Raw genomic sequence first — 24179 nt, 5'->3', positions numbered from 1 at the left:
CAGCAAGCTGTCGTAGCTAAAGTACCAAAAATAGCTGGTGGCGACGGTGATCATGGACGGCCATATAGCGCGCCATTGGCGCCTTGTCACCCCCCAATCGGCGCGCGGGTCTGCGAGACGCCTCAACTGTTGCTTTTGCGTGCCGCCAGGGCCATGCCGATCAGGGTGGCACCGCCGAACAAAAGGTTGATGCCGACGAGCACGCCGATGGCCCATTCCGCCGTGCTCGGCAGTCCCGTGATCACCATGAACGCAATCGCGATATCGACGAGGCCCGAGATCAGGAGCCACGACCAGCGGCCGCTCAGCTCGCGGCGGTGCTCCAGCGCGTACATGATGGTGGTGACGCCTTCGGCGAGGAAATAGGCGCCGAGCACGATGGTCAGCGTCAGCACGGCCTGCATCGGACGGGCCAGTAGCAGCATGCCAGCGAACACGGCGAGGGCTGCCGAGATCAATGACCACCAGAAACCAGGCGTGGCGCGCGCCCAATAGGTTGCGATCAATCCGCCGATGCCGCTGATCAGGAACATCCAGCCGAGGAAGATCGTGATGGCAAGGCTTGCGAGCGGCGGCAGGATCAGCGCCGCGATGCCGAGGACGGCGAGCAAAATGCCTTCGAACAGAAAGGCCTTCCAATGTGCCTTCACCGCCTGGCTCATCGCGGATTGCAGCCGTGAAAAGTCTTCAGGCGATGTCATCGGCAAGCTCCAGATCGAAAGATGAGCCCACAATCTAGTATGCGCACGCCAGGCTGGCCATCCCGTAGGTCAGCCGCCGCCGTGCGCTGACGAAAAACCTTCGCCGCTGGTGCGGATGCGGTTGCGGCCGAGGACGTAGATCGCGGTCGTGACGATCAGGAGCGCGAGGCCGAGCAGGATCGAGACGAAGCCGATCGGGATCAACGCCAGAGTCAGATTGCGCTCGGGGTTGATGAGCCAATGGTGGATCGAGGTGAGCACGAAGGCGAGGCCGAGGAAGCCGACGCCGCCGCCGGCGAGCAGCAGCGCCCACATTCGCCGCAACTGGCTGAGCCGTTCCCGCGCGATGTCGGTTCGGGGTGCATGATGGCGCGCGACGCGGCGGACCAGGCGTATGGCAAAGGCGATCGAGCTGAAGCCGACCAGCAGGCTCGCGCCGCCAAGCCACATCCGCAAAGTCGGATCGAGGTCCGGCATACGCTGGAGCGTAAGGAGCGGAAGGTCGAAGGCCGTATGCAGCGCCAGTGGTCCGGCGAAGATCAGCAGGCGGCTGGAGAGGCGGGCCCAGTCGCGGTGATGGCGGTTCGCGCCCAGCGCCGTGCCGGCCCGCGCGATGGTCAGATAGGCGCCCGCGATGATGCCGAGGGCGCCGTGAAACGGCACGGTGAGCACGCTGCGCAGGGCTGCCAGCGACCGCCACATCTCGGCATGCTGAACCAGATAAGCGAGGTTTTCGTAAGCCGCGAAGCCGAGGCCGACGGCTGCGCCATAAACCACGGTATCCATCGGGTTTGAGAAGGTCCGCCGCTTGGTCGATGACACCAGCACGATTGCGATAACTTTCACCGCCTCCTCGGGCACGGCGACGCCGAACACCGAATGCATGACGAGCGCCGTCCAGGGATTGTCGGGCGCCGCAACCATCTTGGCGAAGGGGGCCCGGGCGAGACCCAGCAGCGAGATGCTGGCCGCCCCCAACAGGAAGGCGGTCCAAACCTGGGCCGGGGGGCCAGGTCGTTCTTCGGCGGCAATGACAAGCCACAGCATCAGCAGCGCCGGGGCGATGGCGGCCGTTCCGATGACAGTGGGTAACGCTTCAATCAGATACATCGGCGCCGAAACTAGGTTCCCTTGGTCCGCTTATCTACGTCTGCCGATGCGACCATCTGTCATGTGCTCCCTGTCCCGTCGCTTAACAAGCGCGACAGCTGGCGTTCATCGGGGCTGCAAGGCGTAGAATGCGAGCGCAATCAATTGCATGACAGGACGGCCTCGTCATCGACGGCAACGGCGGCTGGCGCGTTACCGGATTGCGATTGATAAGTCAGATCAAGGCAATATGCAGGTTTCTTCGATTCACGATGCACGCGCGAAGGCGGCGAGTCCAGAGGCGGAATGAGCCTCGTTCGGACCTCACCCATCAGCCGGATTGCCTAATCACGTTTCGTCGGGCGTCCACGGGGGCGCGACGCAATCCGGCGGGCTCGCACCTGCTCCAACTCCCAAAGGGCGCGTATGAGACACGTGCCAAGGCAGAAGACGATGAGCAACAACAGGAAGGCCTGGTCGGTGGATGGGATCTGGGTCATGCCGTTGAATAAGCAACCCGCGTGCCATGCGTTCCCCAAAAAGGCTTCCGGGCCACGCAGGGCGTCTCAGGCGAAGCGCCACCTGCTCCAATTCGAATCGCTGGCTCCCGCGGTCGCTCAAGGACCGTGCTTTCGGTCCTCAATGTGTGGTGAAGGGCGGCGGTGCTTCGGGTGCAATGTCGAAGGCGCCAAGGTGAAATTCTTCGCCGATGGTCTCGTCTGGCTCGGAGTGCTGCGTCAGCAGCGTGAATGCGGCCTGCGGATATTGCTTCCAGATATCGAGGTCGCCGGCCGTGATGGTGAGCCAGCCGAACGTGTACATGTAGCGCCCGGGCTCGGTGACCCGGCCCACCCTGTCCCAGGTGATTTTGTTGACTGCCATCCGGTCCCCCGATCGCAAGTCCGCAAATGACGTCCGGGCACGAGGCTCAGACGCTCCAAAGCTGATCCCGCAATGGGGCCGCGATAGGGCAGCGAAACGGATTGACCGGCCGGGTTCAGGCGGACTGCAACAAGGGTTGGCGCACGAGGAGGCGCACGAGATCGTCCCGCTGCTTCCTCTCGGCGAACTTGACGGCGAAGCCATTGTCGAACTTGCGGATGACGCGCCCGACGCAGGCGCCGACGGCAAGCGGGGTTCCGACTGGCGGGTCGTATTCGCAGGAGATCGCAACGCCGGCGGTGGAGACGTCGATGATGAAGCAGGGGTGAGTGCTGCCGTCAGCGAGCGCCAGAACAGTGTGTGAGGCCTGGGGAACGAAGCGCGCGTCGCGTCGCAGTTCCTCGATGCTGTCGTCCTTCTGCTTCTTTTCGAGCCAGGTCAACTTTTCCGACATCCAGGCGCGACGTGCCCGCGTCATGTCGAGCTCCATCAGAAAGCCCGACTTCAGCGTCGCGCTGATCGTGCATTGGAATTCGCCGAAGTCCTGGAAGTAGGAGGTCACGCGCTCGCCGATCTTGCCGACGACAGGCACGTCGACGATCATGCGGAAGGGAGAGACGCGTTTGGTGCGGCAGGCGAAGTTGCGCAGCTTGCCCTCACAATCGTACCAGCGATGCAGCGAATAGCTGCCGCTCACGCTCACTTCCACTGCTCGCTGCCTGAGGAACTCTGCGACGGACATGGGTGCCAAATGGTGTTTCTGATTGTTTCCGTAATTCCACGGTAGCGATCAATTTCTAAGCAAATGATACCGTCGCTCGCGAGCAGGGGTAAATTTCCGGTAAACGGGCTGGGCGAAGATGTGCCGAGGATGGCGGCAAAACGTCCCGGTTGTCGCGTGGGCACGTTCACAACCACGTCATGGCATCTGCGGCAGCAGGTCAACGCTGTCGCCGCTTCAGCCGTTCCGGCATTTGTCGATGATGCCGTCGACCTGGCGGATCTCATCGAGAGTCCAGTTGCCGAGCAGGGTGATGATCGCCTCGCGCCGATAGTGATGCCGCTCGCGCCGCGGCGTCTGCCGGTAGTCGATGCAGTCCTGACGCGCCGGCGATTAGCGAATTAGTGAACTTGCACAATTGCGAGCGCGCTTCCTCGATGCGCTCGCCGCTTGTCAGGAACATGAACTGATTTCGCCGGATGCGTCCTCGACAATCTTCCTGTTGATCTCGCCCCCCAGTTGCGCTTGTGTAACGAGAGGTCTGGGGGACCATTTTGATGGCTATTTTCAAGGCTGCGTCTTGCGCAGCCGCGTCCGGTTTTACAGTTCGTTTCAATTCGAGCAGGCCCAACCGGGCCTGTGTCTCGCAATGGACATGACAGTGATGTCCGGCTGCCTGTCGCCGCGGAAAGCAGGTATTCTCGATCATGCCGACCGGATCGCCACGGATCGTCTGGCTTGGCGTGAAAAGAACAGCTTCTTTCACGACGAGGATGAACGCTATCTCCGGTTTCTAATTCCGCCCGGAAGTCGCGTCCTCGACATCGGCTGCGGCGTTGGCGATACACTCGCGAGCCTCGCGCCATCATATGGCGTCGGGGTCGATTTCTGTCACAAGCAAATCGGGATCGCGCGGCAGCGTCACCCCGATCTCACTTTCGTCGAGGGTGATGCCGAAGACCCCGCGACGCTCGATGGGCTGCAAGGTCCGTTCGACTTCATCCTCGTCCTCGATACGATCGGTTCGCTCGAGGATTGCCAGAAGTTCATCGCCCTGCTGCATCCGTTTTGCACGCGGGATACGCGGCTGGTGATCGGTTACTTCTCGCATCTCTGGTACCCCGTGCTGAAATTCGCCGAGTTCGTCGGCCTGAGGATGCCGCAGCCGGAGCAGAACGTGCTGTCGCCGTCGGACTTGCGCGGCCTTGCCAGGCTTGCGGATTTCGACCCGGTGAAGTCGGAGCAACGCGTGCTCTCGCCGGTGCGAATGTTAGGGCTTGGGCGTTTTCTCAATCGTTTCGTCAGCGTGCTGCCGGGGATACGCCAGCTGGCGCTCCGCCACTATCTGGTGGCACGCTCGAGCCGCAAAGCGAGGGAAGAATTCGCATCCGCCACCGTCGTCGTGCCGGCGCGCAACGAGCGCGGCAATATCGAGCCCGCGGTCCAGCGCATTCCCGATTTTTGCAGCGACATCGAGATCATCTTCATCGAAGGCCACAGCCAGGACGGCACCTTCGAGGAGATGGAGCGGGTCAAGCAGGCGTATCCATCCAAGGACATCAAGGTGATGCGCCAGCCCGGCAAGGGCAAGGCCGACGCCGTCTTCACCGCCTTCGATGCGGCGCGCGGTGACGTGCTGATCATTCTCGACGCCGACCTGACCATGCCGCCGGAGCAGCTTCCGAAATTTTCCGAAGCACTGCTGTCGGGCAAGGGCGAGTTCGTCAATGGATCGCGTCTGGTCTATCCCATGGACGACGGCGCCATGCGTTTCCTCAACTTGATTGCCAACAAGATCTTTTCCTATCTGTTCTCCTGGCTGCTCAACCAGCGCTATACGGATACGCTGTGCGGCACCAAAGTCCTGCGCCGCAGCGACTATCTGCGCCTGAAGGCCGGCAAGGCCTATTTCGGTGATTTCGATCCATTCGGCGATTTCGACCTGATCTTCGGCGCATCGAAACTTAATCTGAAATCCGTGGATCTTCCGATCCGCTACGCCGCGCGCACTTATGGCGAGACCCAGATCTCGAGGTTTCGCCATGGCTGGATGCTGCTGAAGATGGTGGCGTTCGCCTTCCTTAAGATCAAGGCGATTTAGCCCGTGGAAGCCGCGGTTCGACGACGATGATGTCTGGCGATTGCTGTTTTCCCGACGCGCGGGTGAGCGGAAGGATCAGGACGCTGCTGGTCCTCATCGTGCCGTCGCTGTATCTGGCGGCAACGCTGCTCTATTCGGCCTGGCAGGCGGTATGGGGCGTCCAGGTCGATCCGGAATCGGCCTACACCATGAACGGGCTGGTGGCGGCGGCTGGTTACGGCTCGCTGAAGTTCGACCACCCGGGAACGACGACGACGCTGCTTGTCGAACTGATCGTCAGGGGTTGGGCCCTGGTCGCCCGCGCCGAGGATATCGTCGCGTTCGGGCTCAAGCACTACGATGCGATCACATACGCGGCGCGAACCGGCGAGGCGGTGGTGCTGACGGGCGCGTTGCTGGCGGGCGGGCTCATCGTCGGACGGACGACGCAGAGTGCCATCGCCGCGATGCTGTTTCAGGCCGGCGCGTTCGTGCATCCCGACGCGTTTCATTTCCAGACAGTGCTTGCGCCGGAAGGCCTCATGGCCGCGTTCGCGCTGTTCGGCATGGCGATCGTGGTCAAGGCTGCGCTCGACGCCCATCCGCCGGAAACCAGCCTCGGTGTCATGTCCGGGGTGATCTTCGCGCTCGGGTTCTCGACCAAATATCTCTATCTGCCGCAGGCGGTGTTCGGCGTGTGCCTGCTCAGAAACAGACGGGCGTTCGTCGCAGCCATGATCACCGGCGCGATCGGCTTCGTCGGCTTCAGTCTGATCTTAAATCCGGGAACGATCACGCGCGGGTTCGGATGGCTCGTGCAGATCGCCACCCACAAGGGACAATACGGCGAGGGCGAGGCGGGGTTCATCGACTTCGGCACGTTCTGGTCCAACATGCGCGGGATCGTTGCATCGGCACCGCTCGTGCTCGGCGTTTACGTCGCAGCCGCGGGCACGGTGCTGGCCTGGTGCGCCAAGAGCCGGAGCTGGCGCGATCCGGTCAGCCTGACGCTCGGCGCCGCCGTCCTGGTCTTTGCCGCGCATCTGGTGGCGACGTCGAAGCATTTTGCGCTTCACTACATGCTGGCGCCGTGGGTCCAGACCGGGGGCGTCCTGGTCCTGGTTCTGGTGCTGCTCAGGCGCCTGGTCCCGGCCGTCCCGTCGGCTGCGCTGAGCCTGCTGGCGGGCAGCCTGTGCATCGTAACGGGTGCGGTGACATTGATCGACGCCCGCGCCGCGGCCCTGCAATCGTCGGCGCTGAACGCGGTTGGGGCACGGCTTTCGAAGGCGGTGGTCGCGGCCGGTCCCGCCTGCGCCAACGTCTCCGGCATGTTCGTGCGCGCCCCGGAGAACGACATGAACCACGGCTGGGACATGACGTTGCAGCTCTGGGGCGACCAGGCCATGCGCGAGAGATTTTCCAAGGCCTATGCCAGCGTCTTCACGGTGCCGCTGCTGGACCACAACACTTATACGCACGTCCTCAAGAACGACTTTCGCCCCACCAGCTATGCGAAGCTTGCGGCGGACTATCCCTGCATCGTCGTCCGTTCGGCGGTGGCGCTCGACGCCGAGAATGCGATCGGGCTGCTGGCGCTCGATCCGGACCATTGCGAGATCGCGGGGGTCCACGTCTATACCGTCAACCTCGCCTGCGCGAAGGTGCAGGGCAGCTTCCTGGGCGAGCGATGAGGGGACGTGGTTGGGCTGGCGCTCCCTAGCGGAATGAAACCGCCATCAAGCCTCTAATTTTTGGTTAGATATCAATAGTTTGGATTTTTGGCTCTCTGACGTGTGTCTACGCAGTGTGTCAACGTTTGGGGCAGGGGCGTCTATAGCGCGTATGACGCGCCATCACCGGGACTGCGATCGGTGGACTCCGTCGTCTACCCGCTTGACCAACTTCATGTGATCCGACGCGCGAGCGGCCCCTAGCCCTCGCGGATTGCACCAAGCGATCTCCGCCGCTGTAATCGCGGCCATGCCTACGCTCACCCGCCGCCCTGATCCACACCGCCCAGAGTGCTGGCGCATCCTCTACGGTGACGTTCACGTCGGCACGATCGCCAAGGCGGTCGGCAATCCGAACGCAGGACCTCAATGGCAGTGGTCGTGCGGCTTTTATCCCGGCTCGCGGCCGGGCGAGTGCAGCACCGGCAGCGCCGGGAGCTTCGATCAGGCCCGCGACGACTTCCTTACCGCATGGACGGTGTTTCTGTCCAAGCGGACCACGGACGACTTCGACGCGGCATGATCGTCCGCCTTATCAAGCACGAATGCGTTCCGGGCACTGGTAGCTTTGAGGTGCGCTTCAACGATGGACGCCGGAGTGTCTACTTCTACTTCGACGATCTTCCTTCGCGACGGCTGCGGCCGGAGCAGATGCTCCGAGAACAAGCACTCGGTTGGGCGAAGATGTTCGCGCGGATCATGCGAGGGCTAATCGAAGGGTGGCCGGGGTGTACCCCGCCGCAATCGGCATCATAGGTCAGGTGTCGTAGGGGCCTGTCGGATTAGGGCACGGCAAGTGCCAGCCCAAATAAGACCCGCCCTCTGGAGTTCAGAGGGCGGGTGGTCGAGGGATTATCACTATGCGTAGCGCCGAAGCGCCGGATGAAACGCTACGTCACTCGGGAACAAGTGGCAATTACCTGATGGAACTTTGTTCGTGGTCGGAGAACGCAAAAACGCCGCTCGCTTAAAACTGGCGCGAGCGGCGGTTATCCAGCCCCGAGGGGGATTGATGCAAAACCCCGGCAACTATTGGGTATGCACGAGCCACGCCAAGGTTCATGGCCTAGCGCCGGATATTGGGAAATTTACGGGTGCTCGTTAGGAACGGTCGGCCGATTGCTAAGTTTTCCCGTTGCCCTTCCCCAAGGGTAACCCCGTCGGCCCCAGCTCCATCGCCCCCCACTACGCGAGCTGGGGCCTTTTCGCGGTTGCTCTGAGGGCCGCCGACCGAGCATCATCAGTTCATCTTTTGCCGGAGCTTACGGAGAACCTCCCGAAGGTCGTTCGCGTACTCCTCGATAACGCGCCGCGCTTCCTCCAGCCGGGATGGCTTCGGCTCCTGTACCTCGCTCTGTTTGACTGGCTCGGTCATGGCTTGATGCTCTGCCACGTCGGCGGCGAAACTTTTGAGCCAGATCAAAATCGAACTCTGTTCTAGGCTGGAGTCCGCGCGGTATTTAGTTAGGCAGCTGCAAACCATGTGAGCTGAGCCAATCGTTGATGCGCGATCCGGTCTCCGCGATCTCGGCTCGCCTAAGCAGATCGTCCCGCTCCTTGCCTGCGGGAAGATGGCTGGCTTGCTCTTTGAGCTTTGCGGCCTGTTCGGCCATTCGTTCTTCAAGAGAACGGGTTTGCGTCACGCGACGCCGACGGTTGCTCATTACCATCCTCCTAATCCGCAGGGTTCAAGGTGACGTGCTTAGTCAACAATATGCGCGTGTGCGGCTGTCGGTTCCATCAAGGAGCCTGTCAGATGACTCAGGGAGCCCCGAGGAGAGCCGGTGAGCTAGGCCGGGGGCAAACTGCCGGGTCGGTTTCCAAGCTCATCAGGGATCCGCGCTGACTCATCCATGCTATGGTTCCACCCCCTGCCTGACACCGGAAACGCGCGTTCCTAGTCCCATGACACGCAAGCCCATAGCGCTGCCACTCGGATCAGGACAGAAGTTCGTCGCTGACATGCGAGCGTACTTCGCGGCTGAGACCGAGCTGCAAAGGGATGAGATCGCAGCGAGGCAGCTTCATCGGCTGAGCCAGCATCTCAGGCCGGGGGACAAGAAGCTCCGGCTGAGCGACGTGCGCAAGATGTTTGAGCTGCTCCGCGATGAGATGGACGGGCAATGAGCTTGGGCGATCAGAACACCGGCACGGCATCGCGCCGGAGGCACGCTGCAACACGGTCGAGGGCCTGCCGGTTGAGCTTCTTTACCACACGCCAGTCGCGGCGGAGCTTCATCGCAGCGTAGTCGCTGTCGTACCCCAGCGCTCGATAGAATGCGACGCCTTGCGCGATCTTCGAGAGATCGGGGTCGGAGGCGAGGTATTCCACCGGCCATGCGAGGGCTGCTTCCATGCGGCTGATATCTTGAGCTGATGGTCTATTGCGATGGTTGAACTTCATCAGCTCGGCTTGCTCGGTCTCGCTCATCGCTTCCCATGCCTCGGTGTGGTTCTCATTGTCGTCGGGATCGCGGAAAATCTGGGGCCAGAAGCCACGAGCCGAACGGCTCGGCCTGCCACGCTCCGGCAACGCTGCGAGCGTCTGGTACGCTTCCACAAGCCGGAGACCGACATGCGGGCCATCCCATGCAGAAGGCACGTACTCCTCGCCCTGATCCAGCGGGCTCCAACTCTGACCGGGCACGAGAAACGCTGTCGTCGGTTTAGGCAAGATGATCTCCATCAGGGCAAATAAAAAAAGCAGCCGCCTCACGATGGAGACGGCTGCTTTCGATGCGTTGAGTTGCGGTGCGATGCGGCGCGCGGCGCTGCGGAGCGCGGCGGCGCGATGCCCAAGTTGGCTATATGGTCGCTCGTTGCGAACGTTCAAGCCGCAGCATTAGGAGTACCTCACTCCGGCACGTTCGCACGCTTCATCAGCATAGTCTGTCGCGATCTCCGCGAGCCTGTAGACATTCATGCGTTCGCTGTTGGAAGTCGTCGGCCACTTGACGCCCATGGCCTTCGCCAGCCGCGAAGCCAGCTCGCGTTGATCGATCTCGACAACGCCTTCACGACGTACAGGCTTCGTCAGAACCACATACTTTGCATTCCGTGTCATTGCTCCGTCTCCCGTTGGGTTGATATCGAGGCGACACGTAGCGCGCCGTCGCGCCGCTGCAAGAGTCGAGAACCGCGAGCAAACCCTGCACCGTCAAGTGGCACTTGCTGTTCCTGTCAATCTGCGCCTAGTTGTCGAACGATCACAAAGCCTACGGGCGAGATCAGTGCGTACTGCATGTCAAGTCATGTAGCTATGCGACCGAGCGCTCCTAGATTGATGGGATGGACGGAAACGCAAAAAACGCCCGACCAACCCACACGTGGGCTGACCGGGCGGTATGAGCATCCGTCTCCATGCCTCGAAGGCCGGATGCGTCAATTCAACCTTGTTGGTGGTGATTATCCGTTCGTGCAGCTTGCGCGCGTTGCCCGCTTCCGCTTGAATATCGGGGATCGAAGGCCGGGGAGCTTAGAAGTGACGATCGCTGATGACGACCGCGAGCCAGTTAGCCGACAGACCTTTCAGGTTGCTTACGATGGTGCCGATGACGTTCACTCGATGGACGTTCAGGAGTTAGGGCCAGCGCTCTTGGCTTTCGGGCGTTTGGTTCGTGAGGCAAATGCGGAATTGAACGGGAAGCGCGCGACCATGAAGGTGCTCGTTCAATCCGACTTTGAGCACAAGTGCTTCAACATAAATTTTGAGATCGTACAGACGATCCTCGACCATATCGTAGGCTTTCTTACGAGCGCGGAAGTCAAGACTGCGAGGCAAATCCTCATCGATCTCGGCATCATCGGCGGCGGAAGCGGACTCGGATTGTTCGGATACCTGAAACTGCGTCGCGGTCGTGCGGTGAAGGAGGTTAGCGAACCGGATCATCATGGCGTCGTCATCGTTCAATTCGGCGACGGCAACAATGCCACCGTAAGCCGCGACGCCATCGAGCTTGCCAGAAGTCCTAAGATCAGGTCTGCGGTCGAAGCCGTTCTAGCCCCACTCGGAACAGACGGTATACGCCGGATTTCCTTCCGGGAGATGGCGAAAGAGCTGGAGCACGCGAACGAAGATGACGCAAAGGATATGTTAGCGTCATTTGACATTGCGACCACAGCAGAGATCGAAGATGCCGGAGAGCCTGAGATCGTGACGGCTTGGCTTCGGGTCTATTCTCCAGTCTACGACGAGAAGGCCGACAAGTGGCGGTTCTGGTACGGTGACCATCCAATCTACGCAGACATTACTGAAACGAGCATCGCGAAGGACGCGATTGCGCGTGGAGGCGCTCTTATGAACGACCTCTACAAGGTCAAGCTCCAGATCACTCAGCATCTAACCAAGGGCGGCGCGACGCGACCAGAGTTTAAGATCGTTCAAGTCATGGATTTCAGGGAAGCGCCGCAGCAACGATCGCTTGACCTCTCTCGCTAACGACATGCGGCCTCCCAATCACTCATCGCGGCCTTGATACTATGAACGATTTTTTCCCTGTAGCGGCGCTCTTGGTTTCAGGCTTAGCGTTGATCGTGTCTGCGCTGAGTCTATTTCTCAATTACCGAACTGCGCAACGGGCAAAGGCCGAGAAGGCGATCAACGCGTGGATCGTGTTGTCACATCGCCTCGACAACGAGTGGTGGCTGGCAAAATTGAGCGTCAAAAATAACTCGCACTTGGATATTGCAATCGAGAAGATAGCCGTCGCACCGCCAGATTTTCTTCTGGGAGATTATTCTAAGATAAAATTGGTAGTGGGGCGTGACGAAATTCCGACCGGCTTTATTGCGCTCAAGGACTTTGACCGCTACTTGGCGATGCCGCTCAGTGTTCTTGTTTCGGCAGGCGACACGACGGAAGCAAAGTTTCTTTTACATCAGCCGTCTTACAGCCGACGTAAGGGCACCAAAGTCAGAGTAATGTACTGGACACAGGAGCCCAAACGAAAATGGTGCATTTTACCGGTGGCCGTGCTGACCAGAAGTGACTTCTAGCGACGAGCGCACTCGCGTGCTTGCCGCACTTGACGACTCAGCCTATCGCAGCGCGATGAAGCACGCCGCTCCTCGCCCCTTCGCCGACCCGGAAGCCGCCGCCCGAAAGCTGGTCGAGATAGCCAGCGGGATTGAGCCCGTGCAGGACGGTCGCATCTTCATTGAGCGGGTCAATATGCCGTTTCTCAGGAGCGGCGGTAACGGTGAGGAGTTTCGCGCTGGCATCATGCTCGCCCATGAGCGTGACATGCTAGAGCTTCACGAGTCTGGGACATACGTGCGGTTGCTGACGCGATTGGAATGAAAGAACAAAAAAGGTCCCAGCATCAGAGATGCCGGGGCCATTCTTAGGTCACTCGACGCTGGTACGTCCGCAGCATCAAACGACCCAAGTACCACGTTGCGGCGACCAGTAGATTGCCCCACAGCGGGTCAACACTTCGGTCGCGCCATAGCAACCCCGTGAATGATTGAACACACGAGTGAACGCCGCTGCCCCGCAGTATGCCGAACAGGATGCTACCGCCTCCGCCGCTGCGATTGCCGTTTCCGCCGATGGCATCTCGAATGCAGCGGTCTCATCAGGGACGATCCCGCCGTCGTCGGCACGCTGAGCGATGGGCAGAACCCAAAATAAATCGGAATGCATTTCACTCCTCCGCCTTCGGCTCTGGCTGAGTCTGAAACAGTAAGCTCTCAGCAATCTTGGTATGGCGAGCCTGCGCTTGACGGTCGCCGCGATTGCGAGCAACTCTGGCCTTTTCTGCGTGCCAGCGCGACGTAGCGATCAGGCGGGCGTTTCGTTCGTGGATGGTCGTCGTGGTCATAGCTTCCTTTCCTTCGTTCAAACGAAAACGGAGACCGGCATTGCTGCCGATCTCCGTTCAAACCTGTTTCGTGCTTCTGCTTTTGGATCAGTGTGCAGCTCAACCGCCGCCAGTAACGACCGATGCGATGTAGCCGAGACAGAGCACGGCACCGACGAAAAGCGCCCAGCGTAGAGCCACCGGCATGAAGTAGTCGGTCCCGCTCGACCTCGCCGGTATCTGCGGCAGATCGATCGGAGCCGCGCCATCGCGTGATCGCAACGCGGCGAGCAGCTCCTCATGTTGGCGACGTTGCAGCTCGATCCGATTGAGATCAGGCAGCAACGCGAGCACGATGCCTGCCACGAGCGGCGAAGCCACAACAGCGAATGCGAACCAATTAACTCGGTCGCGTCCACGGCTGTGCGATGCCCAACTCACAAGGGCAGCAAACGATATCCAAGCGACTATCAGTATCATGAAGGGGCGTTCTCATTTTGGGTGATATTCTCCCGACCGACATGGAGTCAGCCCCATCACGCCGCAAGGTCGTCCGCTACGGAACTTTGTCGTCGCTTCCGGCCTCGAACCGATCAGCTATCCTGCGATGCCATAGCCATCGGCCTACCACGATTGAGCTTCACAGCCTTGAACATGCCGCTCGCGCTGGAAGCGAAGCGAGTGCCCTTCGGGAAGCCGTTGAGATCGACGCGGAGCGACGCATCGCCCTGCACCTTCACCGGCCCGCCACTCATGCCCGATCTGATACCCTCATGAACGCTGTGCCGGATATGATCCGAGAGGTGAGCGCCGGTCGTGCCGTGCATAGCCGCGACGGCGACGCCGTGCTCAAGTGCTTCACGGAAGCGTCGAGCGACTGAGTGACCACCGGGACCACCGCCCCAATCGTTGAAGATGTTGCCGCCACCGAAGTCTTTGTAGCCGCCACGCCACCGTCCGTTGGGATCAGTTTTCATCCCCTGATCGGTAGCGCCTTCGAGATCGTTGCTGCCGAAGGCATCCTGCATCGCCTTGTCGAGGCGAGCCTTGAGCTTCGGGTCTCTGCGGATGCGGGCGATAGCGCCTGCGAGCTTGCCGTGGTTGATCGGGCCATAGAAGCCGGAATGCAGCATCCTGCGGACGGACTTGATATTGCCGCCCATGGACCGCTCATAGTCCATACGATTGAGAAGCGACTCCATCGTATGCTTCGGCGTGCCTTCGGTGAGCAACATGCCGCGAACCTCATCCTTGAGGCCGGGATTGCTGTTGATCTCATCCATGAACGGCTTGCGCCGCGCTCGGAGATAATCAGAACCATGCAGGCCAGCTCCGAGATCGGGGCCGGTCATGGAAACGTCGCCGCCAGTGCCCTTAGGAAGCCGCTTGCCGGGCATCCGCTTCGGCGTGATGCCGGTGATGCCCTTGTGAGCATTGCCGCCCTCGATCTGGCTTCCGCCGTCGTCGTATCCAGTGCCGAACGAACCGTTCTGAGAAAGGTGGAAGCTCCTGCCGCTGCGGGTGGTGAATGAAGCATTCTGGATACCTCCGCTTCCCGGAGCGGCGCTCGCACCGGCCCATTCACGGAAGGCCGATAGAACGCCATCTCGAACGCCCTCAGAGAGCGACTTCATCGCGTCGGAGCCACGGTATACAACCGGAGACATGCCAGCGGCGAGCTTCTGCGCCGGAGACCAATCATTGAAGCTGTTGGGCTGCGCGAGGCTGTTATCCTTGGGTCGGTTGAGATCGTGCCACAACTCGCCGGGGGTTTTCTTGAGCCAACCGATGTTCGGTCCATCCCAGATCGCCTCGAGCACCTTATAGAGTGCCTTCGCGTCTCGCACTTCATCATCGATATGCTTCTCGACTTCGCCCATTGAGTCGGCGAGCTTGTCGATCATCTGGACAGCGCCGGGGCCAAACGTGTTGACCAGATCGTTGGAGAGAAGCTGTATCTTGATGCCCAGCTCGGTGTAGGCGTCATCGAGCTTTTTCGTCAGCTTGAAGTCGAGCGAGTGATCGGTGGCGTCGCGCATGCTCTTGATGATCTGCTCGCGCAACTCCTCACCACTCTTGGAAGCAATGCGAGGATCGATGTGGAAGGCGTCCGCCAGCTTGCGCCGCTGGTCGATTGGAATGCGCTCATCCGTCAGCGCCTTCATGATCCGGGTCGAGGCTTCCTCATATGACTGAGCGCCTTTGAGGACGCGCTCAATCCATGGAAGTGTGTTTCCGAACGTGCCCTGTAAGCGCTGCATCTCCTGCGCATTGCCGCGCCGGAGCTTATCGAGCGTCTCGCCAGTCTCGGAGATGAAGCCGTTGGCTTTCGACGCATCTATACCAAGACGCTGGAACGCGAGGCCCATACCCTGCACGAACTGCGACGACACATGGCCGCGCTTTATCGTGTCGTTGAGAATGTTGTATTGCTCTCCAGCGGCCTTGATCTTCTCGGCCATGACGCCGATCGCTTCGCCGACGCTGAATACCGTAATGCCAGCGGTTGCCAGCGCGGGTGTCAGTGCATCCGATACGAATTCCTTCGTCTTAGCGAGACGCTCGTGCAGCTCGCGAATGTGCTTGGCGTGCTCGCGTGCTTCCTTGCTGCCCTTCTTGTGAGCCTTCTGCGACTCCTCGCCGAGGCTCTTGAACGCCTCGCCCATCCTTTTGATCGGGCCGGTGGTCTTATCGACCACCTCCGCGATGAGACGCATCGTTTCGTCTTGAGCGCTCATATGCGCTTACTCCTAGAGTTGATTGTGTTGCTTGCTGCTTCGTGGCGTAGCCAACCGCCATGCGCGACCGAAAACGCAGAATTGAAAAAGGAGCGCGAGACGCGATCACGTTGCGAATGATCGACCCGTGAAGGCCCGGATGATCAGCGCCTCGCGCGACCCAGCGGAGTTGGCATCGAGTGGAAGATCAAAACCCCTCGACGAGAGGATGGCCGCTGGGATTGAAATTAAATGAACGAGCCGTTGAGCCGAACGACGCCGGTTGCGGATGGGTTCGCCGCTGCGACGATAGCGACGCCGATGAGCGTGTTCGCCGTGGCCGTCGTCGTGACGAAGCGCGAGGTGTTGTCCCAAAACACCTTGTCGCCAACGCTCCACGACTCCAAGCTGCGCTTTGTGATGGTGAAACAGCCCTTGACGACGAGAACATCTTCGTCGCCTGAGCTGCCACCATTAGCGCATACGCCGAACATCGAGCCGATGAGAGCGCCGTCGCCCGGATTGCGAGCGTATGGTAGCGCCACGTCGATGTGATCGCCGTAACTTTGATACTGATTTTTCATTCTGTATCCGTGGTGAGGGGCGACGAGCTGTTGCTCGTCGCCGATCAGACTTGAGGGTCACGCGCCGGGGTTCTTGTAGAAGCCCCGGTAATCGATGGCCCCCACCCCGAAGTCGTGCTCCAGCGAAATCTTCACGCCTTGCAGGCCGAAGGGGCTGTGAATATTGGTGCGAGGACCGGACGAACCATTGAGGAAGCCGTAGATGAAGCACGGGACGCGGGTGGGGTCTGATGCGATGTACCACTCATTGCCGGTGATGTTCGCGTCGGTGACGTTGCGCAGCTTGCCCGAGAACGGGTTGACGGACCCAACCAGCGTCGGGGTGATCGAAGCGACGAGCTGATCGGCGACAGTTTCGGTCGAAGGGCCGGTAACTATAAGCGCCGGGGGCACGTTGATGAAGTTGCCAGAGAGCGACTTCATGCCACGCAGCGCTTCGCGAGCTGCCGAGACTGTATCCAAGGACGGAGCCGCGCCAGTGCCAGCGAGGTTTCCGTGGCCGGATGCGAACACAGCGGTTGCGTCGGTCGCGAGCACGGGGTTCGATTTGAACATCGTGAAGAACGTATCGTTCTCGAACACGAGGACGGTATCGCCAGCCGACGCCAAAATCTGATCGATCGCGCCCAGATCGTCGTTCACGAGCATCTGACGAGAGATGGTGAACACGATACCATACGGGCTGACCGACGTGCTCTCGGAGCCGTCGAGCGAACCGCCGACTTTCAGCTCACCGTTCTGTTGCACGGGCTGGATCGCCGGGAAGTCGCCGGTACGAACCTGCGGATGCGGACGGAAGTCTTTGAACGGACGCTCCACCGCGAGCTGCCGATAGGTCGGCATCACGAGCTGGTATCGCGCGAGCAGCGACTTATTGAGCGCGTTCGAGAAGATCGCCGGGAAGTCCGACGTGCCGTTGAATGCACGTTCCAGAATTTGGAGCTTGGCAACGGTGCTCGCGGAGTAAACCGAAGCGCCGCGATGGCCGACGCACTCCGCAGCCATCTCGATCAGTCCATAGCCGAGATACTGACGGGCCTGATCTTTGTGCTGCTCGAAGTGCGCTTTCCCATAGCGGTCCTTCGGGCCGGTGTATTCCATGCCGGACGATGCGAGGATGCGCGTCGTCAAGGCGATCTGCATCGCGTCGGCGACGCCTTCGCGCTCATCGCGAACGATCTGGATACGGGACATTGTGTTCTCCTGCGTGATGCGCTGCGGCGTTTGGGCACTCGCAGCGGAATTGATCTGAGGTTGTGGCTGGTGTGAGCCGACAGTGAGCGATGCTTGCGCGTCAATCATTCGCTGTCTCGACTTCATGCGAGCGAGAGGGCCGGTCACTGGCGATGGAGATGCAGCATCGAGGGAGCGGATCATCGCGCTTGCGTCGGCAGGCACGGTAACCAAGCTCGCTTCAAGTAATTCCCAGCGAGTGGCCGTGAAGGTCAGATCGTCATCCATGCGGATGCGATCTTTTTCGGGGTCGAGTACATTTCCCTCGCCATCGGTAATCGACCACTCGGTCACAATGTATCCGGCCGAAATTCCGGCGATCTCGCCACGGGCAACCATGCCCTCTGCGAGGCGACCGCGTTCGGTGTCGTTGAACTGGAGACGACCCATCAAAGCGCCGTCTTTGAACCAAGTTCGAGTGAAGCGACCGAGGTGGTTTTCAATACCTCTCTGGTTGTGGCTGTCCAAGAGCGGGATGCCGGCCGACGCCATGCGGCTGAGATCGACTGCATCAGGCGAAATTCTCAGCTTCTCAATGCCATAGAACCGCTTGACCGGGGAGCCCATCGAGATCACCGCATCCGCAGAGCGCGATTTCGCGTCGTAACTTGATGGCGCGGCGATGCTCTCCGCAAAGCGTGTGCCTTGCAAATCACGAAGTTTCATGTTCGGAGTTTCCTATCGAGCCGATTTGCATCGGCCCTTAATCGTTGATGCACTCGATCAGGCTGCGCGATCGACCTTGACGAACTTGGCGGGGCGTTCGCGCTTGATCAGCTCAACCGTGTAGCGCACTTCGTCCGCGAGGCGACGAGCTGCGGTCGGCACTTCGGCACCGATGGCACGAGCCAGATTTTCAATCTCGGAAGCGGTGAACATAGTCGCACGCAGCTTGGTTGCCAGGGGAAGCAGCTCGTTCGCATCGGTGACGAGCGCATTCAGCTTCGTCGCAAACGCAGCGTGGTCACGCTCAAGCTCGGCAGCGGCACGTTCCGCAGCTTCGTGCGCGAGATGCTCATCCAATTCGGCTTGCGCGTCGGTGAGTTTGCGATCGTGATCGGCGATGGCCGATTTAAGCGAAGATATACGTCGCTCCGTGATTGCGAGCCGATCTTCCATCTTGGCGATTGCAGCGATAGGGACGCCGTCCTCGTGTGCAGCAAGCAGATCGTCACTGGCGGCCGATGCCGACACGGTGGCTTCATCGAGCTGTGCAATGAGATCAGCGCGACGGTCGTTGAGCTTGACGAGATCGGCCCGCAGGCGAACGTCAATGGGCTCCTTTCTCAATGAAAAAGCCATTGGATGGTCTCCATGTTTTGATTGATGCGAGAGATGGGAATTCCGGTTGATTGAAATCGCGGGTCGATCGACCTACCACGCTCGCGGTTGCGTGCGGCTTGGCTTCGTTCGCCCTATAGCGCGGCTCACGCCGACTTTCTGTCGCTTCCGATCTCTCGCGATCGGGGAGAACGCCTGATCGCTACAGCCCGAGATTACCTGTTAGGCTTGCGATGCCGAGCCCTTCACCGACCGGACGGTATATAGCTTCGACTTGATGCGTGGTCCTACGCCGCAAACGGGAGCCATCGATCAACGATGACACCGTGCAAGATATCTGCCGCATTCTTGGTTCGCATGCCGCTTCCGAAAATTTCCGAAAATGCAAAGCTCAGCTTGACACTTTGCTCGATCGCATCGCTCGGCGATCGTAAGCCGACAAGAAGTCGGAGACCTTCACGGTGATCAACGTTCCGGCTCCGCCCGGCTGGCGACACATGATCGCATTGTCCGGTCGGGCTTCCTCATTTCGACCTGCCCTGACCCACCGGAGGTAACGCTGGCAAAGATCGTTCGCCGTCGAGCCGGGCATGATTTGTGGATCAACCATCTCCAGCGCCAGCACCTCCGGGAGTGTCATCCACGTTGGAAGCTGTGCTCGGTTGGTCGCCTTGATCGGAGCCGTGATGGCATCGATGGGGCTGGGAGAGTTGAGCCGCGCCTTGAGGCGCGCGTTCTCGCGCCGTAGATCGGCGATCTCGCGCTTTAGCTCCCCATCCCGTTCTCGTAGCAGGGCGGCGATCTGAACGGGGTCGGCGGGATTAATGCGCCGGAGCCGCAAGCCGGTCAGAAGATCGAAGTCGTCGCTGGTCATTTGGATATCCCCCTTGCTCCGACATGGGCGCGTTCATCTCGACCCGCAACGTCCGATCAGATTACAGCTCGGCAATCTGCCGTTGACTCTCCGTCGCCGTGAGCGAGGCCGTACAGCGCGCCCGTTTCGGCGTGGTGCTTGGGGCGGTGCCCGGCTCGGTGGATCGCTATGTCAGCTCCGCTGAGTCAGCGTGGGGCCATCTGCCCGATGGCATATTGGGCATTGCCCCGGCCTGTCTCCATCTTCGCATCAAGTGTACGGAGAACGATGCCGGGAGAGATGCGTTCGGCATCGCGCAGTTGGCGCATGTGAGCAACATCACGGCTATGCAAGCCAACATCACGGTGCTTTCGTCAGATGCCTTCCTTGAGGGCATCCGGTCTGTCCTTTTGTGGCAAGTTCGCCCGCCCGCTGAGCGGCGTCTATCTCATCAGCAAGCCGACGCTTCGCTTGCGCCTCGATATCGAGGGCGTCGGCATTCGCCTTGTCCTGCCGTCGCGCCCGATGCGTGGCTCAACTGCCTCATGCGGGGCAGTTGATCGGTGCCGAGCGCGTCGAACCGTTTCGGCCCCAACCCCGATCTGCGCCGCTATCGCTCGATCCGATCTGGCTGGAGTGGTCCTGATCGACTGCATTGCTCATATCTGAGCCAAATGTCAGAGCAGTTGCGCAACATCTGCAAACAAGAACCGGAATTCCTTGTAATTTTATTGCGTCTAGCCCTATGCCGAGCTTGCGCGTTACCGAAATGGCCCTCCGTAGGGAGAAGGACCCGCGCAAGTTGTGCATGGTCACAGATCTATCCCTATGCACGAGCACGTCAGTCTCGATGCGGGGCGGGCAGTGCCATCAGAGGAGAGGAGGGGAATGCTTCCCTTTGATGTACGGGCTCTGCCTTCCTGCATCTCGGTCGGTGTCATTCAATGCGTTCCCTGTGTGGTCGCTGTGCAACGGTTCGATCCGATCGGCTTCAACAGCGCTCCGCTGCGCTCACCCATCGTTTCGATGGATGATGCGATCTCCTGCATGCGGCGAGCGGTGATGCCGGTGGATGACGTAACGCTACGCCAACGTCGTGGGGCTCTCTTGCTGCCTCAGTTCCGCACCATCGAGCGAGCCCGTGTGATCACAGCTCCTCGCAACGGATGCGCCGGCTCATGCTTCATCGCGAGGCGATAGGCAGCCTCGATCTGGTAGCGCGGAGCTGACTTATCGAGCAAGTACCCGATCAAATGCCAGAGGCTTTCCGGTTCGTTGCCCATGTCCCAATTGTGCCAATAGATGCCTTCCGCGATCTGTTGCCATGTGCCGTTGGCCTTGAGGTGCCTTCTGATCTTATCGTCCATTAAACTTCGTCCATCTCAGTTCATCATTTGCCGGGCCTATGGACTCGACTGAGCGGGTGTCCGTTTGGCCGGTGTAATCCAGCGTCCCGATCGCTCCGCGCGCTGTGCGGCTTCGACGGACAGCGGGATCATGGTTCCCATCGGCAATGCTCACGATCTCCAGCGGGCCAGTGTGGCCCTCTGGAGCCGGTCCAAGCCGGTCCAAAATGGGAGCGAACCAAAACTTGCGCGGTACGGTGTAGCGTAAGTTCGCCTTCACAGATCGGCAGAACGGTCGGCATGCAGCGAATGGCAGATCGGTTACGGTGTACTGATTTTGCCCGAGCATCACCGACCGTGAGAGTGCTCACCGCTGCGGTAGCGCGGCACATACGTCGCGGTTCGACCCCGATCGATGCGCTTCATCGCACGATCACGTCGCGCTTCCATCTGGCGTTCATGCTGGCGTTCGGCCGAGAACGTGTCGGCCGCTTCGAGTGCTGCCGATCGATACGGCTTGCCGGGCTGTTCAACGTGCGTACCGGGCACCATCCATACCGAGCAGCTTCGTCCGTGATCGCGATGGTAGACGACGAAAGCAGCCTGCATCGCATGCTTACGCTCGATGTAGGTCGTCGTGCTCAATTTCTGCTCCGGTGGACGCTGTGACTGATTGCGACCCACCACTATCAAATGATCATCGCGCCCGTCGCGGCCTAGTGTGAGTTGGAGCCACGATGCTGATCGGCAGGCCGCGCGTTACGCTCCGTCCTTGTCACGCCATTTGCGATGCGGCTGGTCTGCTGGCTGCCGGGTACCTGTCGGGGAGGCTGCGCGAAAACGAAACGAGACGATACAGGAACTTCCGCATCTGCTCTGCCGTCTTGGCCTATTAAGATCAATCCGGCTCCGCCGTTGGCCACGTTGAGAATAGTCGGTTCGCCCTCCCACGTTCTAATCGCTTCCATTCCGATGATGAGAAACTCACCCAAAGGCTGGTCCAAATATTGAATTCGCAGTTGCGGACCGACCTCCGCCGCAGCAAGTTCAAATCCGAGTTGTCGAGCGCGCTTATAGGCCGCAGCCAATGTCACAGTCTCGGACGTGAACCCAAGCTGGGTTGGCGATACGACGACAAGCTCAACGGCTTGCCTGCTAGGACTGACAGTGAAGGCTGGTCGAGCTAGTACTTCCGCAGCCTCTCCGCCCACCCCGCAACCCATCGCGTCGAGCTTATTCCGAAGCGCAACAGGATCGGCAAAGTTGCCCAGTTCAATCGTCCTCCACGTCGGGACCTCATGGGCGGACTCAATCAATGGCTGGGGCGGAGCGACTGATTGTGCGTTGCCGCCATGCATCAGTTGTCTCTGCAAAATGTCACGAGCTGTGCATTGAGCCCATGCAGAGCTTGCGAATTGAGCGATGCAAGTCGCGCAAAAGATCGTGACGACGAAGCTGCGGCAGTCTCGCCATGAACTCGAATGATGTTCAATGACACTGCGAGCAGCGCGGTCTAGGAGAATAGACATCTCGAAAATCGCAATGTGTTAAATTATCGGACAGAAAAATCCCGCCTCCGAGTCATGGGAAGAACGGAGGGAAAATGCATCACAACAAACATTGCCCAGCCGACTTTTGAAATGCGGCCGGAGGCGGGGCCTCTTAGGGCTAAGAATTTCCAGTTAGCAAATGACAGGCGGTAGTCCGTAAGCCTGATCGCCCGCCCACATCAGACCTAGGAGGAATGATGCTACCTGCACGATAGCACTGCGGTTTCGTCGCTTCAATCCTCTAAATCGAACGGCACGTCGATCCACCGCCGCCAGAGTTGCTCTTTTGCCTTGATCGGCAAAGAGCCTCGCGAAGTCGGCACGTCGCCATTCGCGAACGGGGCATTCAAATCGCATCTCGTGCGCGAATGCCAATCGCTGGTCTCCGACTTGATGCACTCGCCAGCTTGGCGATTTCGCTAGTCGGTCAGCCGGACATCATCTTGATCATTGCCTCGATCTCTTGAGCTTGATGGAGCCGATGGCATCAGATGAAAGACGCGAACGATGGAGCCACGGATCGAAGGGCTTCACCTCACGGCGTAGCGCAGCCGAAGAAACTGCGCCTCTAATGAGAGGCGGGGATGCAATCCGATGGAACGTTTCCACGACATGTGGGGCGGGGCGCTTGCGCGCCCGCCCTGTGGATACACCGTGACGACGCCACACGAGTGCGTTACGCTTAATCGCGTCCACGAGCTTATTATAAAAGAAGAAAACGGACGGAGTTTTGCGTAACGCTTTGCGTCTCTGCCTCATGCGCCTCATTCGCTCAGCGGCTAGAGAATTGCTGCGTTTCAGCTTCTCCTCCTGCGACAGTTTCAGCGCAGGACGCCCCGGCTTGCGACCGGTGCTCCTCGCTGCACGACGCCGCCGATGCCGTTCGGCGTCCTTCTCGGCCTTGATCTTGGCGCGCTTCTCGTAACTAGGATCGTCGCATGCGCCGATCTGGCGAAAGCCCATGGCCGCACGGTCATCGGCTGTTACCCCCAGCACCGTAGCGATCTGATCGGTAGTCCACAGCTTGTTGGAAGTCTCGGTCGCGGCGACGATCATATCCAACTTGGGGCCGAATGCTTGACCGTATCTACGGCACCACCGCCGCACCGAGAGCTCCGGGTTTGACGGGCCTGCAAGCCACGCCAAGTCAGCGCCGAGCCTAAGAATGCAAAGACCTCTATCGGTCTGGGGTAAGAATTTCCAACCGAGATGTTCGAATAGCCGCCGCATCTCGGACAATATGCATCGGGCGCGCATCGCGGCGTTGCTGGTGAGATCGGGTTCCTCGTTTGTGAAGTTCTCGCGCTCAGCTTCCTCGCGGATTGCGACGGCGAAAGCCTCGTTGGCTTCGTCAAATGACCCAAGGTATTCGTGTGGAGCTTGCGAAGCGGATGATGCGGTCATATCTGATCTTTGTTCCTTATCGTCTCGAAGCCGGTCCCACAGGCAGCAATTCTGGGGCCGGCTCTTTTTTCGTCTCAGGGGTGAATAGCTTGCGGCGACATATGCGCTCGGCCTCGATTTTCACGTCTCAACTGTTGGGGATAAGCGTGATGGGATTGCGATCTCTCGCCATCGTGGTTGACGTGCGAGCCCATTGACCTATGTCGG

The 24179-nt window shown here is 60.0% G+C and carries 26 protein-coding genes; 7 read left to right on the top strand and 19 right to left on the bottom strand.

Annotated features, from left to right (window positions below; all coding sequences use genetic code 11):
* Positions 1–122: 122 nt before the first annotated feature.
* From QY049_RS04035 to QY049_RS04020, 4 genes are all read right to left on the bottom strand, one after another.
* Positions 123–701, bottom strand: a complete 579-nt coding sequence (locus tag QY049_RS04035; protein ID WP_301269004.1) for an HdeD family acid-resistance protein — start codon at positions 699–701, stop codon at positions 123–125.
* A 69-nt stretch (positions 702–770) separates the two neighbouring features.
* Complete coding sequence (locus QY049_RS04030) at positions 771–1811, bottom strand: PrsW family glutamic-type intramembrane protease (RefSeq protein ID WP_301269003.1); 1041 nt, start codon at positions 1809–1811, stop codon at positions 771–773.
* Positions 1812–2429: 618 nt separating this feature from the next.
* A complete protein-coding gene (locus tag QY049_RS04025) occupies positions 2430–2672 on the bottom strand; it encodes a hypothetical protein (RefSeq protein ID WP_194476034.1) in 243 nt (80 codons plus the stop codon).
* A 115-nt stretch (positions 2673–2787) separates the two neighbouring features.
* Positions 2788–3414: a PilZ domain-containing protein gene (locus tag QY049_RS04020; protein ID WP_301269002.1), complete on the bottom strand. Its 627-nt coding sequence runs from the start codon at positions 3412–3414 to the stop codon at positions 2788–2790.
* Positions 3415–3543: 129 nt separating this feature from the next.
* On the opposite strand from QY049_RS04020, the gene QY049_RS04015 reads away from it, so the two are divergent.
* From QY049_RS04015 to QY049_RS04000, 4 genes are all read left to right on the top strand, one after another.
* A complete protein-coding gene (locus tag QY049_RS04015) occupies positions 3544–3798 on the top strand; it encodes a hypothetical protein (RefSeq protein WP_194476032.1) in 255 nt (84 codons plus the stop codon).
* A 250-nt stretch (positions 3799–4048) separates the two neighbouring features.
* Positions 4049–5494 (top strand): glycosyltransferase, encoded by a 1446-nt coding sequence (locus tag QY049_RS04010; RefSeq protein WP_301269001.1) that lies wholly within the window; start codon positions 4049–4051, stop codon positions 5492–5494.
* Positions 5495–5556: 62 nt separating this feature from the next.
* Positions 5557–7164: a hypothetical protein gene (locus QY049_RS04005; protein ID WP_301269000.1), complete on the top strand. Its 1608-nt coding sequence runs from the start codon at positions 5557–5559 to the stop codon at positions 7162–7164.
* Positions 7165–7453: 289 nt separating this feature from the next.
* Positions 7454–7726, top strand: coding sequence for a hypothetical protein (locus QY049_RS04000; RefSeq protein ID WP_258762386.1), 273 nt, complete (start codon positions 7454–7456; stop codon positions 7724–7726).
* Positions 7727–8443: 717 nt separating this feature from the next.
* On the opposite strand, the gene QY049_RS03995 is transcribed toward QY049_RS04000, so the two are convergent.
* The 4 genes from QY049_RS03995 to QY049_RS03980 all read right to left on the bottom strand — a co-directional run bounded on the left by QY049_RS03995 (position 8444) and on the right by QY049_RS03980 (position 10267).
* Entirely contained in the window at positions 8444–8626 is a 183-nt protein-coding gene (locus tag QY049_RS03995; protein WP_301268999.1) for a hypothetical protein, read from the bottom strand.
* A gap of 37 nt (positions 8627–8663) precedes the next feature.
* Positions 8664–8867 (bottom strand): hypothetical protein, encoded by a 204-nt coding sequence (locus QY049_RS03990; RefSeq protein WP_301268998.1) that lies wholly within the window; start codon positions 8865–8867, stop codon positions 8664–8666.
* A 473-nt stretch (positions 8868–9340) separates the two neighbouring features.
* On the bottom strand, positions 9341–10036 hold the full coding sequence (locus QY049_RS03985; protein ID WP_301268997.1) for a hypothetical protein: 696 nt from the start codon (positions 10034–10036) through the stop codon (positions 9341–9343).
* A gap of 9 nt (positions 10037–10045) precedes the next feature.
* A complete protein-coding gene (locus QY049_RS03980; RefSeq protein WP_301268996.1) occupies positions 10046–10267 on the bottom strand; it encodes a hypothetical protein in 222 nt (73 codons plus the stop codon).
* A gap of 312 nt (positions 10268–10579) precedes the next feature.
* Between QY049_RS03980 and QY049_RS03975 the strand changes: the two genes are divergently transcribed.
* The 3 genes from QY049_RS03975 to QY049_RS03965 are packed head-to-tail and all read left to right on the top strand — an operon-like array spanning position 10580 to position 12502.
* Entirely contained in the window at positions 10580–11641 is a 1062-nt protein-coding gene (locus tag QY049_RS03975; RefSeq protein ID WP_301268995.1) for a hypothetical protein, read from the top strand.
* Between the two features lie 41 nt (positions 11642–11682).
* On the top strand, positions 11683–12198 hold the full coding sequence (locus tag QY049_RS03970) for a hypothetical protein (protein ID WP_301268994.1): 516 nt from the start codon (positions 11683–11685) through the stop codon (positions 12196–12198).
* Positions 12199–12214: 16 nt separating this feature from the next.
* Positions 12215–12502 (top strand): hypothetical protein, encoded by a 288-nt coding sequence (locus QY049_RS03965; RefSeq protein ID WP_367401172.1) that lies wholly within the window; start codon positions 12215–12217, stop codon positions 12500–12502.
* A gap of 346 nt (positions 12503–12848) precedes the next feature.
* Here the strand turns inward: QY049_RS03965 and QY049_RS03960 are convergent, their stop codons facing one another.
* The 11 genes from QY049_RS03960 to QY049_RS03910 all read right to left on the bottom strand — a co-directional run bounded on the left by QY049_RS03960 (position 12849) and on the right by QY049_RS03910 (position 23972).
* On the bottom strand, positions 12849–13025 hold the full coding sequence (locus QY049_RS03960; protein WP_301268993.1) for a hypothetical protein: 177 nt from the start codon (positions 13023–13025) through the stop codon (positions 12849–12851).
* Positions 13026–13124: 99 nt separating this feature from the next.
* Positions 13125–13370, bottom strand: a complete 246-nt coding sequence (locus tag QY049_RS03955) for a hypothetical protein (RefSeq protein WP_301268992.1) — start codon at positions 13368–13370, stop codon at positions 13125–13127.
* Positions 13371–13597: 227 nt separating this feature from the next.
* The gene (locus QY049_RS03950; RefSeq protein WP_301268991.1) at positions 13598–15742 is read right to left on the bottom strand and encodes a hypothetical protein; all 2145 of its coding nucleotides are present in this window, start codon (positions 15740–15742) and stop codon (positions 13598–13600) included.
* Positions 15743–15969: 227 nt separating this feature from the next.
* Positions 15970–16305 (bottom strand): DUF2190 family protein, encoded by a 336-nt coding sequence (locus tag QY049_RS03945; RefSeq protein WP_301268990.1) that lies wholly within the window; start codon positions 16303–16305, stop codon positions 15970–15972.
* Positions 16306–16362: 57 nt separating this feature from the next.
* Positions 16363–18204, bottom strand: coding sequence for an HK97 family phage prohead protease (locus tag QY049_RS03940; protein ID WP_301268989.1), 1842 nt, complete (start codon positions 18202–18204; stop codon positions 16363–16365).
* Between the two features lie 57 nt (positions 18205–18261).
* Positions 18262–18732 carry a hypothetical protein gene (locus QY049_RS03935; protein ID WP_301268988.1) on the bottom strand — a complete coding sequence of 157 codons (471 nt, stop codon included), beginning with the start codon at positions 18730–18732 and terminating at the stop codon, positions 18262–18264.
* Between the two features lie 478 nt (positions 18733–19210).
* Positions 19211–19693, bottom strand: coding sequence for a hypothetical protein (locus QY049_RS03930; protein WP_301268987.1), 483 nt, complete (start codon positions 19691–19693; stop codon positions 19211–19213).
* Between the two features lie 1094 nt (positions 19694–20787).
* A complete protein-coding gene (locus tag QY049_RS03925; RefSeq protein ID WP_301268986.1) occupies positions 20788–21039 on the bottom strand; it encodes a hypothetical protein in 252 nt (83 codons plus the stop codon).
* Positions 21040–21366: 327 nt separating this feature from the next.
* Entirely contained in the window at positions 21367–21663 is a 297-nt protein-coding gene (locus QY049_RS03920; protein ID WP_301268985.1) for a hypothetical protein, read from the bottom strand.
* 71 nt (positions 21664–21734) lie between these two features.
* Positions 21735–22376: a hypothetical protein gene (locus QY049_RS03915; protein WP_367401171.1), complete on the bottom strand. Its 642-nt coding sequence runs from the start codon at positions 22374–22376 to the stop codon at positions 21735–21737.
* A gap of 639 nt (positions 22377–23015) precedes the next feature.
* The gene (locus QY049_RS03910; RefSeq protein ID WP_301268984.1) at positions 23016–23972 is read right to left on the bottom strand and encodes a hypothetical protein; all 957 of its coding nucleotides are present in this window, start codon (positions 23970–23972) and stop codon (positions 23016–23018) included.
* Positions 23973–24179 lie beyond the last annotated feature (207 nt).

Source organism: Bradyrhizobium sp. WYCCWR 13022, from assembly GCF_030435535.1.
GTDB lineage: Bacteria > Pseudomonadota > Alphaproteobacteria > Rhizobiales > Xanthobacteraceae > Bradyrhizobium.
The sequence above is the reverse complement of the archived record's forward strand: the minus strand, read 5'-3'. Positions and strand labels throughout refer to the sequence as shown.

Coding starts and splice junctions, on each gene's coding strand:
- QY049_RS04035 (WP_301269004.1), bottom strand. CDS start 701: ATGACATCGCCTGAAGACTTTTCACGGCTGCAATCCGCGATGAGCCAG.
- QY049_RS04030 (WP_301269003.1), bottom strand. CDS start 1,811: ATGTATCTGATTGAAGCGTTACCCACTGTCATCGGAACGGCCGCCATC.
- QY049_RS04025 (WP_194476034.1), bottom strand. CDS start 2,672: ATGGCAGTCAACAAAATCACCTGGGACAGGGTGGGCCGGGTCACCGAG.
- QY049_RS04020 (WP_301269002.1), bottom strand. CDS start 3,414: ATGTCCGTCGCAGAGTTCCTCAGGCAGCGAGCAGTGGAAGTGAGCGTG.
- QY049_RS04015 (WP_194476032.1), top strand. CDS start 3,544: ATGGCGGCAAAACGTCCCGGTTGTCGCGTGGGCACGTTCACAACCACG.
- QY049_RS04010 (WP_301269001.1), top strand. CDS start 4,049: ATGACAGTGATGTCCGGCTGCCTGTCGCCGCGGAAAGCAGGTATTCTC.
- QY049_RS04000 (WP_258762386.1), top strand. CDS start 7,454: ATGCCTACGCTCACCCGCCGCCCTGATCCACACCGCCCAGAGTGCTGG.
- QY049_RS03990 (WP_301268998.1), bottom strand. CDS start 8,867: ATGAGCAACCGTCGGCGTCGCGTGACGCAAACCCGTTCTCTTGAAGAA.
- QY049_RS03980 (WP_301268996.1), bottom strand. CDS start 10,267: ATGACACGGAATGCAAAGTATGTGGTTCTGACGAAGCCTGTACGTCGT.
- QY049_RS03975 (WP_301268995.1), top strand. CDS start 10,580: ATGCGTCAATTCAACCTTGTTGGTGGTGATTATCCGTTCGTGCAGCTT.
- QY049_RS03970 (WP_301268994.1), top strand. CDS start 11,683: ATGAACGATTTTTTCCCTGTAGCGGCGCTCTTGGTTTCAGGCTTAGCG.
- QY049_RS03960 (WP_301268993.1), bottom strand. CDS start 13,025: ATGACCACGACGACCATCCACGAACGAAACGCCCGCCTGATCGCTACG.
- QY049_RS03950 (WP_301268991.1), bottom strand. CDS start 15,742: ATGAGCGCTCAAGACGAAACGATGCGTCTCATCGCGGAGGTGGTCGAT.
- QY049_RS03945 (WP_301268990.1), bottom strand. CDS start 16,305: ATGAAAAATCAGTATCAAAGTTACGGCGATCACATCGACGTGGCGCTA.
- QY049_RS03940 (WP_301268989.1), bottom strand. CDS start 18,204: ATGAAACTTCGTGATTTGCAAGGCACACGCTTTGCGGAGAGCATCGCC.
- QY049_RS03930 (WP_301268987.1), bottom strand. CDS start 19,693: ATGACCAGCGACGACTTCGATCTTCTGACCGGCTTGCGGCTCCGGCGC.
- QY049_RS03925 (WP_301268986.1), bottom strand. CDS start 21,039: ATGGACGATAAGATCAGAAGGCACCTCAAGGCCAACGGCACATGGCAA.
- QY049_RS03915 (WP_367401171.1), bottom strand. CDS start 22,376: ATGCATGGCGGCAACGCACAATCAGTCGCTCCGCCCCAGCCATTGATT.
- QY049_RS03910 (WP_301268984.1), bottom strand. CDS start 23,972: ATGACCGCATCATCCGCTTCGCAAGCTCCACACGAATACCTTGGGTCA.